Origin of the sequence: Billgrantia montanilacus (assembly GCF_003336675.1) — a bacterium.
GTDB lineage: Bacteria > Pseudomonadota > Gammaproteobacteria > Pseudomonadales > Halomonadaceae > Halomonas > Halomonas montanilacus.
This window is the reverse complement of the sequence record NZ_QPII01000007.1, coordinates 198,258-207,845: the sequence shown is the minus strand read 5'-3', so window position 1 is coordinate 207,845 and position 9,588 is coordinate 198,258. Positions and strand designations below refer to the sequence as shown.

The following is a 9,588-nucleotide window of genomic DNA, read 5'->3' as shown; positions in this document are numbered from 1 at the left end:
TGTCCATGACCACGGCAGCCTTGCGCTTCGCGGTCCATCGCTTGATGGGGTTGTCGTCGTTCATCCTGTCCTCCTGATCGCTGCACTATAGCCTGTGCAGCTCTGGAGGGGGTCACTTCAGCCTGGGCCCCCTGGCCAAGTCGACGCACCTACAGCAAGCAGTCAGCCAGTATGCAGAAAGCCCCGTGAGAGACCCACGGGGCTGTATCGCGAATGGCGAACAGTCGGTTATGACACCGCTGCAACCCTCTCGAGGCGCGTATCGATGGTGCCGAAGGTGACCAGCTGCTTCAGCTCCTGGCGAGCCTCATCCACGGTCGCGAACTTCTCGAAAAACTTGATCGGTACGCTGTTGGTCTGTCCGTTGTCGCCACACTCGACGATGCTGACCCGGCTGCCATCGGCAGCGACTTCGGCGATGGTGAAGTCCGCTTTCTTCTTGCCGTAGAAATAGTACGCATAGGACTCGACCGGGGAGATGCCGCTGTCCGGCCTGGCATCATACTCGTCGGACTTGCTTGTCAGGATGATGTACATAACAGTGCCCTCTTTCGTCATTGTAGTGGTATGCCTCCGGGCGGCTTCGTCCGATAGCGGCATCGAAGGCCGATCTCAGGCAAGTTCCACTGGTGCCGCCGTCTCGACCGGCTCGGCAAGAATCTCCCTGACCGCCGTCGTCAGCCCTTCCAGCGCCTCCTCGACGATCGCCTGGCCGATCTCGTAGCTGGCCTGGGTGGCATCCCCGATGCAGCCGTTACGGGTCATCTCCTCGTAATGGTAGAAACCCTGGATGGGATTGCCGGGGCGCAGCCCCTCCCAACGCCCGCCGGTGACGATGTCTCCCTTCTCCAGCCTCTCGGGGCGGACCAGGTGGGGCGCCAGGTAATAGGCCTCCGACACCTCGCGCTCGCAGCTGTGGCCATAGAGTGTCGAGTGGATGTGCGCCTTCATCGCCGTCTTGGCGGCAGCGGTGGTCTTGGCGAAGTAGCACGCCACACCGAGCTCCTGGGTAAGGCTGGTGCAGGCCAGGCCAAGGGTCGACTGGTTACCGCCATGGCCATTCAGGAAAAGCACACGGGTGATGCCATGCCGTTTCAGCGATTCCACCATGTCCCGCAAGAGTGCCAGCAGGGTTTCGGGCCGCAGGCTGATGGTTCCCGGGAAATTCATGTGATGCGGTGACACCCCCATGTTGACGGTAGGTGTGACCATGACGTCGGGATGGAGCGCAGTGGCGAGGCGCCTGGCCATCTCGGTGGCCAGCACCGCATCACAGCTTTCATTCATGTGCGGCCCATGCTGCTCATGGGCGCCCACCGGAATGATGGCCATGCGGGCGGTCTTCAGCGCTTCCTCGACCTCAGGCCAGGTCATCTCGGTCAGTACGAAACCGTTCATCCGGCTCTCCTCTCGGGCCTTGCCCCGTTGGCGGCCATCCTGCCTCCTGGCGCCTCAAGGCAGACCCTGGTGTCGTCGTCGGGGCCATACAGTTAATGGCATATGGTATACCGTACGTCTGAAACTAGCGCAATCCCAGTCTCACTGTAAAGCCCGGCGCAGCACTTCCTGCCATTCATAGCCCATGCCTTCAAGCCAGGCCTACGACCCAAGGCGCCTGACTACCCCGGGTAAGGGCGAGTGCGCTACTGTCGGCGACACACCCTGCCGCCATTCTAGAGAACGGCGAACACCGCCAGTTTACAGCCTGGGCCTAGCAGCTGCGCTGAGCCACCTGGCTGGAGAGCGTGATGTGCTCCTCGATCAGTGCGCGAGCCCCGTTCGCATCGCGCGCCAGCGCCAGTTCCACGAGCTCGCCGTGCTGGGCATCGAGCCGCTGCCTCAGCTCCGGGTCGCTGGGCGCGACTCGCCGATAACGGTCGAACTGGTCGTGCAACTGGCTGATGAAGCGCAGCAGCCAGACCGAACCGCAGGGCGCCACCAGGGCATTGTGAAACCGCGTATGCAGCTGCTCCCACTCGCGCAACGGGGTCGAGTCCCCGGCGCGGGTCAGGCGATGATTGGCCGCCAGCAGCTGGGACTCCCACTCCTCGTCGCCGTGGGCGATGGCACGCTCGATCGCCATGCCCTCCATCTGGCGGCGCATCTCGGTAATGTCGTCGAGCTCACGCCGGGTCAGCTCAAGCACCCGAAAGCCGCGCTGGTTCTCCTGGCGCAGCAGGCCATAGGCCGCCAGCCGGTTTAGCGCTTCGCGCAGCGGACTTAGCCCGACCTGGTAGGTCTCCTTCAGCGAACTGATCGATAGCCTCTCGCCGGCCCCGAATCGTCCATTGAGCAGATCCTGTCGCAGGACCTCGAAAATCCTGCTCGATGCCGTAGCGCCCGGCTGCTTTGCATTCTGTGTCATGGCGTGCTTCCAAAAAAACTCTGGGATTTGGTATACCGGAGTCTTGACGACCCTCTCATGTGCATCATATTCTAGGTCAAATAATCGATTATTACCAGTAAAACGCACAACTGGATGCCAGTATGATGATGATTTCAATGCGTTTATTCAGAATAAGCCCAGCAAGGAAGAGCACGTCATGAGCGGGCCGATACAGGGCAGACTATTTTTTTCCTTCCTCCGAATCGGCCTGCTGGGGTTTGGTGGAGGCCCTTCCATGATCCCTTTGGTACACCAGGAAGTGGTCAAGCGTCACGGCTGGCTGGAAGACGAGGAGTTTGCCGACATCCTTGCCATCGCCAATACCCTGCCCGGCCCCATTGCCACCAAGATGCCGGGCTACATCGGCTATCGCATCGGCGGCGTAGCCGGCTGTGCCAATGCCGTGCTCGCTGTGATACTGCCGATGATCGTGGCGATGATTCTCATGTTGGGGCTGTTCAGTCACTACCGTGACGTGAGCTGGATCCACGGCATGGGACAAGGCGTGGTTCCCGTCGTCATGGTGATGATGGCCCAGCTCGCCTGGGACTTCCTGCACAAGTCCCGCCTGGCGCTCGGCTGGACGGTGAGCCTGGGAATGGCAGCCATCGCCGGCGGGCTCATCTACTGGCTCGGCATCCACCCCGGCTGGGTCATCGGCGCCATCCTCGTTACGGCATTGCTGCAGCCGGCGCCGAAAGCGAAGTCGGCAGAAGGAGCGGCGCCATGATCCACGCCGAGCTCTTCCTCGCCTTCTTCATCCCCAACATCATCGGCTATGGCGGGGGCCCGGCCATCATCCCGCTGATAGAGGCTGAAGTGGTCGGCCGTTACGGCTGGATGAGCGGGCAGGAGTTCGCCGAGATCCTGGCGCTGGGCAATGCCCTGCCAAGCCCCATCGCCACCAAGATGGCTGGCTATGTGGGTTATGAGGTCGCCGGCACCGGCGGCGCTCTGGTGGCGGTCTTTGCCACGGTCGTTCCCTCGCTGCTGCTGATGCTGGGCACACTGGGCTTGCTTTATCGCCACCGAGACTCGCCGCGCGTGAAGCGCATGAGCCAGTGGGTTCGCCCCGTCATCGCGATGATGATGGCCTGGCTGGTGGCCAGTTTCTTCATGGAAGGTGTCGATGGGGCCGGCCTGGCTCACACGCTACTGATCGCTGCGGCGGCGGCCATCGCGCTGCTTCGCTTCAGAACACACCCCGCATTCGTGGTACTGGGCGCACTGCTCTATGGCGCCGTCATGCTGGGCTAACCCTCAGGCAGCCTGGGAACAGGCTGACCATTGACCAGACTGGAGAACACCCATGCAGCCGATGCCTCTTTGAATCACATGCTGGAAGCGAATCACATGCTGGAAGGCGCGCCGAAGCCCTTCGCCTGACTGGCGTAACGGCACTCCAACAAGGCAGCGATCAACAAGAACAACGCTACCCCAAACCTGACAAACACAATCCAAGGTGCAATATGGAACAACTTGAACAGGTACAACTAACCGCGTCGCACTGGGTGTTCCTGCTGGTCATCCTGGCGATTTTCGTCTCCATCGGCTTTCGCAAAGGGGTCATCATCCCCTCGATCATCGGGATCTTCATGCTTGGCCTGCTCGCAGAGCCGCAGCATGAAGGCCCGCTCAATCAGGTCATCTTTGCGGTACAGGTAGTCTTTCTGGCCCTGCTGAATGCCGGCACCGAGCTGTTCGATATCATGCTGGTCATCGCCCTGATGGTGGCAATGCTGAAATCACTGCAGAGCCAGGGCGCCGATCGGCTCATGGTCGCACCGATGAAGAAGCTGATGGTGGGGCCCTGGACCGCCTTCTTCGTGCTCGGCGTGACGATGTATGTCGCCGCTGCCTTTTTCTGGCCCACCCCTGCCGTCGCCCTGGTGGGTACCGTGCTGATTCCGGTCGCCATGCAGGTCGGCCTGCCTGCCATCGGGGCAGCCATGGCTGTCAACCTGTTCGGCCACGGCATGGCCCTGTCGGCCGATCCCATCATTCAGGGGGCCAGCCGCCTTACCGCCGGCGCCGCCGGCATCGACACCGCCACTCTGTTGCCTTATACGCTGCTGTTCTCCGTAACGGTCGGCGTCGTGGCCATCACCATTGCCTGCTTCCACCTGCGCCGCGACATGCGCTCGGGCGTGCTGCAAGCTCCGCAGTCCGATGAGGTGTTTTCACGCAAGTCGGTAGGGGCTGCCGCGGTAGAGGCGTCAACCGTGGATGAAGCACCCGAGGCCGGACCCTATGCCCGCCTCTTTGCCGTGGCCGTACCGGTGATCCTGATCGGCATCGCCGGACTGATGATCTATCGCGCGCTCTTCCTCCCCGACCAGGCGATTCGCGGTGGCGGTGCCACGGCGCTGCTGGGCGGCACAGCCACCGTGCTCCTGGTACTCTCCTCCTTTGCCGCGCATGGCCATCACGCCCTCGATGGCATCAGCTCCTATACCCGTGAAGGTTTCTTCTTCGCCATCAAGATCTTCGCGCCCATCATTCCGATTGCCGGCTTCTTCTTCCTCGGCCACCCGAGCCATGCCGCCGAAGTGATTGGCACCGGTTCATCGGGCTATCTGTTCGATATCGGCAATAACATTGGCCAATATATCGACGGCAACGTGATCATGCTGGCCTTCGGCATGGCCTTCATCGGCCTGCTCTCGGGCATGGACGGCTCCGGCTTCTCCGGCCTTCCGCTGGTTGGTTCGCTTTCTGCCGCTCTGGGCAGTGGCGCCGGGGTCAATGTCACCGTGCTGGCCGCACTGGGTCAGGTCGCTGCGATCTTCGCCGGCGGAGGCACGCTGGCCGCCTGGGCCTTTGGTGTCGCCGCCGATGCCGGTATAGCCGGGGTCAGCCCCACGGCACTGGTTCGCCGGAACTTCATACCGGTCATATCGGGTATCGTCGTGGCATCCATCCTGGCCGTGATACTGATGATGTAGACAGTACACTGCTGCCCCGTGTACTGACCTCCCGGCGCCAGGTGGCGCCGGGATTTTTATCGCAGTGCATTCGAAGCGGCCACAGGGACTTGACGGGCTCACACATTTGGCACATGGTATACCAAAAGCGACGACATTGAGCCTCTCGACCGGGACAGCAGCCAAATGCCGTCGGCTGCAGCAAAACAGAAAACGTTAGGTGACCCCTATGCCCCTGATCAAGATCCACAAGAACGGTGAAGTGCATGAAGGCGAAGTCCAGCCCAAGACCAACCTGGTCGTGCGTGCCGGTATTCGTCAGTTTCCCTACCCCCACCTCAGCTATGGCTGCGGCATGGGCAAGTGCGCCAAGTGCATGTGCAAGGTGCTCAAGGGTGGGGAGTCTCTCGCCGAACCCAACTGGAAGGAGAAGAAGATGCTGGGCTCGCGCCTCGAGCAGGGCTATCGTCTCGCCTGCCAGCTCTGGGTCGAAGAAGACCTGGAACTGGCCCAGGAGGCTGCAGCCACCCCAGCCGCTTCGAAGACGCCCGGCACCGTGACCAGTTCATAGAGACGGTTCAACAACCCCCTCAACAGAAAAGCCCATCAGGCGACCTGATGGGCTTTTTCCCGTCGGCAAGAGATCGGCTACGCTAGCCCAGATATTTGATCATTACCCCCGCTGCCACCGCCGAGCCGATCACCCCCGCCACGTTGGGCCCCATGGCGTGCATCAGCAGGAAGTTGTGGGGATTGGACTCCAGGCCAACCTTGTTAGCCACCCGCGCCGCCATGGGCACCGCGGAGACCCCGGCGGCGCCGATCAGCGGGTTGATCGGCATCTTGCTCATCAGGTTCATGAGCTTGGCCATCAGCACCCCGGCCGCGGTGCCAATGGCAAACGCCACCATGCCCAGCGCCATGATGCCCAAGGTCTCGACCGCAAGGAAGCTCTCCGCCATCAGCCGGGAGCCAACCGCCAGCCCCAGCACGATGGTGACGATGTTGATCAGCGCATTCTGGGCCGTATCGGTCAGACGCTCCACCACGCCACACTCGCGCATCAGGTTGCCGAAGCAGAACATGCCCAGCAGCGGGGCCGCATCGGGCAGGAAGAGCGCCACCAGCATCAACAGCAGGAGCGGGAAGACGATCTTCTCCAGCTTGGAGACCGGGCGCAGTTGGGTCATGGCAATGGTCCGCTCACGCTTGGAGGTCAGCAGCTTCATGATCGGCGGCTGGATCAGCGGCACCAGCGCCATGTAACCATAGGCCGCCACGGCAATCGCCCCCAGCAGTTCCGGGGCCAGCACGCTGGAAACGTAGATCGAGGTAGGGCCATCGGCACCGCCGATGATACCGATGGCGGCCGCCTGGTTGAGCGAGAAGTCCATCCAGCCCAGGGTGGTCATCCCAACTGCCCCGAACAGGGTAGCGAAGATGCCGAACTGGGCCGCGGCGCCCAGGAAGAGCGTGCGCGGGTTGGCCAGCAGCGGGCCGAAGTCGGTCATCGCGCCCACGCCCATGAAGATCAGCAGCGGCGCGATCCCCGACGACACGGCTACCGCGTAGAAGGTGTAGAGCAAGCCGTCACCGTAACCCACATTCATGGCCACATCGCGCGCGGCGCGGACTTGATCCGGCGAGGTACCGTTGTCGAGAATCGCCTTCAGCGTCGTTCGCCACGCCTCTTCGCCGGCCAGCGGGTCGAGCGTTGCACCCAGCGCCGAGGCGATCTGATGCAGCACGGCCGGCCGGGCCACCTCGATGGCCTGGTCCAGCGCCGAGATAGCCAGCCCCGCCTCGGGAATGTTGGCGAGTATGCCGCCGAAACCGATCGGCACCAGCAGCAGCGGCTCGAATTTCTTGTGGATCGCCAGGTAGAGCAGCAACAGGCCCACCACGATCATGACCGCCTGGCCAGGCGCCAGATTGTAGAGGCCCGAGCCCTCCCACAGGGTCAGTAGCTTGTCCATGTGGCGTCGCCCTTACAGCACGATCAACGCATCGCCGACGGATACGCTGTCGCCTTCGCTGACCTTGACCTCGGAGACGGTGCCGGCACTGCTTGCCCGCACCTCGGTTTCCATCTTCATGGCCTCGAGGATGATGACCACGTCACCCTCCTTGACCGCATCGCCCGGCTTGACGTTGACCTTGAAGATATTGCCCGCCAGGGGCGCGGCAATGGTTTCACCACTGGGCGCGGCCGGCAGCGCCGGGGTCGAGGCTGTACCGCCCTGCTCCGCCACCTCGCCGATCTCGCCGCCCTCGGCCACTTCCACCACATAGGCCTTGCCGTTGACCTTGACGGTATAGGTCTCGGGGCCGGTGGGCGCGTCGCTGCGGGTGGCGGGCACCTTCGCCTGCGTCGCTGCCGGCAAGCTGGCGGCAGGCTGGGCTTCCGCTGCCTGGGGCACCGGCTCGAAGGCATCGGGGTTGTCGCGGTTCTTGAGGAACTTGAGTCCGATCTGCGGGAACAGCGCATAGGTCAGGATGTCATCGATCTCGCGCTCGCCCTCGGCCAGGCGAATCGCCTCTTCCTTGGCCTTGCCCTTGAGCTCGGCGGCGAGACGTTCCATTTCGGGCTCGAGCAGGTCGGCGGGCCGACAGGTGATCGGCTCGCCCCCCTCCAGCACGCGCTGCTGCAGCTCCTTGTTCAAGGGCGCCGGGGCTGAGCCGTACTCGCCCTTGAGCAGCGCCTGGACCTCCTTCGAGATCGACTTGTAGCGCTCACCCATCATGACGTTCATCACCGCCTGGGTACCGACGATCTGGGAGGTCGGTGTCACCAGCGGGATATAGCCCAAGTCCTCGCGGACTCGGGGGATCTCGGTCAAGACGTCGTCGAGCTTGTCGCCGGCGCCCTGCTCCTTGAGCTGGCCTTCCATGTTGGTGAGCATGCCGCCGGGAACCTGGGCCACCAGGATGCGGGAGTCGATGCCCTTGAGCGAGCCTTCGAAGGCGGCGTACTTCTTGCGCACCTCGCGGAAGTAGCCGGCGATCTCCTCGAGCAGCTCGAGATCGAGATTGGTGTCGCGCTCGGTCCCCCGCAGGATGGCCACCACCGACTCGGTGGGGCTGTGGCCGTAGGTCATCGACATGGAGGAGATGGCGGTATCGACGTTGTCGATGCCGGCCTCCACGGCCTTGAGGATCGAGGCAGTGGACATGCCGGTGGTGGCATGACACTGCATGTGAATCGGGATCGACAGCGTCTTCTTCAGTCGCGAGACCAGCTCGAAGGCGTCATAGGGGGTCAGCAGGCCGGCCATGTCCTTGATGCACAGGGAGTCGGCGCCCATCTCGGCGATGGTTTCGGAGAGCTCCACCCAGCTGTCCAGGGTATGCACCGGGCTGACGGTGTAGGAGATCGTGCCCTGGGCATGCCCCTGGACATCGCGTACCGCCTTGATGGCCCGCTCCAGGTTGCGCGGGTCGTTCATGGCGTCGAAAACGCGGAAGACATCGACGCCGTTGGTCTTGGCCCGCTCGACGAAGCGGTCGACCACATCGTCGGCATAGTGCCGGTAACCCAGCAGGTTCTGGCCGCGCAGCAGCATCTGCTGGGGCGTGTTGGGCATGGCCTCCTTCAACGCCCGTATCCGCTCCCACGGATCTTCGCCGAGATAGCGGATACAGGCGTCGAAGGTGGCACCGCCCCAGGATTCCAGCGACCAGAACCCAACCTTGTCGAGCTTTTCGGCAATGGGCAGCATGTCGTCCAGGCGCATGCGGGTCGCGAACAGCGACTGATGGGCGTCGCGCAGCACGACGTCGGTGATGCCCAGCGGGCGCTTGGTCTCACTCATGACGATGACCCCGTAAAGATGGCAATGTATTTATGTAGTAATATGGCGCGCCCTCGCCGCACTCTCAGCCAGTAGCGAGCAGCCAGTAGCGAACAGTCAGTGGCGAGGGCGGCGATGACGGTAGCGGTGTACGGCGGTGCTGATGACGGCCATCAGTTCGGCATCATCGGCTCTATCAGCGCTGGGGGCCACGCCTTGCCCGGTGGCGGGCTGCACGGCTGAAGGCTTGGGAGCCAGGCGGCGCACGATCAGCGACATCAGGGTGGTGGCGACCACAAGCACGGTAAGAAAAACAAAAACGAATCCCATGCCAACCCCCATCAGGGCCAGGCCATCCTGTAACAACTGCAGATCCTGCATGCGCGTTCTCCCGAAACCTGATCACGAACTGACGCCATCAGGTCAAAAAACGTAAAAATCCGGCCGTATAAACTGCCACATTCAGGACAGATTGCAAGCGCCCTAT

The 9,588-nt window shown here is 62.7% G+C and carries 10 protein-coding genes; 4 read left to right on the top strand and 6 right to left on the bottom strand.

From position 1 onward, the window contains the following. Nucleotides 1–228: 228 nt before the first annotated feature. The 3 genes from DU505_RS11890 to DU505_RS11880 form a co-directional block, all read right to left on the bottom strand. Nucleotides 229–537 (bottom strand): ferredoxin, encoded by a 309-nt coding sequence (locus DU505_RS11890; protein WP_114479197.1) that lies wholly within the window; start codon nucleotides 535–537, stop codon nucleotides 229–231. A gap of 75 nt (nucleotides 538–612) precedes the next feature. Beyond that, on the bottom strand, nucleotides 613–1,398 hold the full coding sequence (locus DU505_RS11885) for a creatininase family protein (RefSeq protein WP_114479196.1): 786 nt from the start codon (nucleotides 1,396–1,398) through the stop codon (nucleotides 613–615). Between the two features lie 313 nt (nucleotides 1,399–1,711). Further along, nucleotides 1,712–2,365 carry a GntR family transcriptional regulator gene (locus DU505_RS11880; RefSeq protein ID WP_114479195.1) on the bottom strand — a complete coding sequence of 218 codons (654 nt, stop codon included), beginning with the start codon at nucleotides 2,363–2,365 and terminating at the stop codon, nucleotides 1,712–1,714. A 178-nt stretch (nucleotides 2,366–2,543) separates the two neighbouring features. Here DU505_RS11880 and DU505_RS11875 point away from each other — a divergent pair, with 178 nt between their 5' ends. The 4 genes from DU505_RS11875 (at nucleotide 2,544) to DU505_RS11860 (ending at nucleotide 5,881) form a co-directional block, all read left to right on the top strand. Beyond that, nucleotides 2,544–3,116, top strand: a complete 573-nt coding sequence (locus DU505_RS11875; protein ID WP_114479194.1) for a chromate transporter — start codon at nucleotides 2,544–2,546, stop codon at nucleotides 3,114–3,116. Beyond that, nucleotides 3,113–3,643: a chromate transporter gene (locus DU505_RS11870; RefSeq protein ID WP_114479193.1), complete on the top strand. Its 531-nt coding sequence runs from the start codon at nucleotides 3,113–3,115 to the stop codon at nucleotides 3,641–3,643. The genes DU505_RS11875 and DU505_RS11870 overlap by 4 nt, the downstream gene beginning before the upstream one ends. Nucleotides 3,644–3,855: 212 nt before the next feature. Further along, nucleotides 3,856–5,331 carry a hypothetical protein gene (locus tag DU505_RS11865; protein WP_114479192.1) on the top strand — a complete coding sequence of 492 codons (1,476 nt, stop codon included), beginning with the start codon at nucleotides 3,856–3,858 and terminating at the stop codon, nucleotides 5,329–5,331. A gap of 208 nt (nucleotides 5,332–5,539) precedes the next feature. After that, a complete protein-coding gene (locus tag DU505_RS11860; protein ID WP_114479191.1) occupies nucleotides 5,540–5,881 on the top strand; it encodes a 2Fe-2S iron-sulfur cluster-binding protein in 342 nt (113 codons plus the stop codon). A gap of 82 nt (nucleotides 5,882–5,963) precedes the next feature. On the opposite strand, the gene DU505_RS11855 is transcribed toward DU505_RS11860, so the two are convergent. The 3 genes from DU505_RS11855 to DU505_RS11845 all read right to left on the bottom strand — a co-directional run bounded on the left by DU505_RS11855 (nucleotide 5,964) and on the right by DU505_RS11845 (nucleotide 9,482). Beyond that, entirely contained in the window at nucleotides 5,964–7,286 is a 1,323-nt protein-coding gene (locus DU505_RS11855) for a sodium ion-translocating decarboxylase subunit beta (protein WP_114479190.1), read from the bottom strand. A gap of 12 nt (nucleotides 7,287–7,298) precedes the next feature. Beyond that, nucleotides 7,299–9,122: a sodium-extruding oxaloacetate decarboxylase subunit alpha gene (gene oadA / locus DU505_RS11850; RefSeq protein WP_114479189.1), complete on the bottom strand. Its 1,824-nt coding sequence runs from the start codon at nucleotides 9,120–9,122 to the stop codon at nucleotides 7,299–7,301. Nucleotides 9,123–9,218: 96 nt separating this feature from the next. Further along, complete coding sequence (locus DU505_RS11845; RefSeq protein ID WP_114479188.1) at nucleotides 9,219–9,482, bottom strand: OadG family protein; 264 nt, start codon at nucleotides 9,480–9,482, stop codon at nucleotides 9,219–9,221. Nucleotides 9,483–9,588: the final 106 nt, after the last annotated feature.

Coding starts and splice junctions, on each gene's coding strand:
- DU505_RS11885 (WP_114479196.1), bottom strand. CDS start 1,398: ATGAACGGTTTCGTACTGACCGAGATGACCTGGCCTGAGGTCGAGGAA.
- DU505_RS11875 (WP_114479194.1), top strand. CDS start 2,544: ATGAGCGGGCCGATACAGGGCAGACTATTTTTTTCCTTCCTCCGAATC.
- DU505_RS11855 (WP_114479190.1), bottom strand. CDS start 7,286: ATGGACAAGCTACTGACCCTGTGGGAGGGCTCGGGCCTCTACAATCTG.
- DU505_RS11865 (WP_114479192.1), top strand. CDS start 3,856: ATGGAACAACTTGAACAGGTACAACTAACCGCGTCGCACTGGGTGTTC.
- DU505_RS11845 (WP_114479188.1), bottom strand. CDS start 9,482: ATGCAGGATCTGCAGTTGTTACAGGATGGCCTGGCCCTGATGGGGGTT.
- DU505_RS11880 (WP_114479195.1), bottom strand. CDS start 2,365: ATGACACAGAATGCAAAGCAGCCGGGCGCTACGGCATCGAGCAGGATT.
- DU505_RS11870 (WP_114479193.1), top strand. CDS start 3,113: ATGATCCACGCCGAGCTCTTCCTCGCCTTCTTCATCCCCAACATCATC.
- DU505_RS11860 (WP_114479191.1), top strand. CDS start 5,540: ATGCCCCTGATCAAGATCCACAAGAACGGTGAAGTGCATGAAGGCGAA.
- DU505_RS11890 (WP_114479197.1), bottom strand. CDS start 537: ATGTACATCATCCTGACAAGCAAGTCCGACGAGTATGATGCCAGGCCG.
- oadA (WP_114479189.1), bottom strand. CDS start 9,122: ATGAGTGAGACCAAGCGCCCGCTGGGCATCACCGACGTCGTGCTGCGC.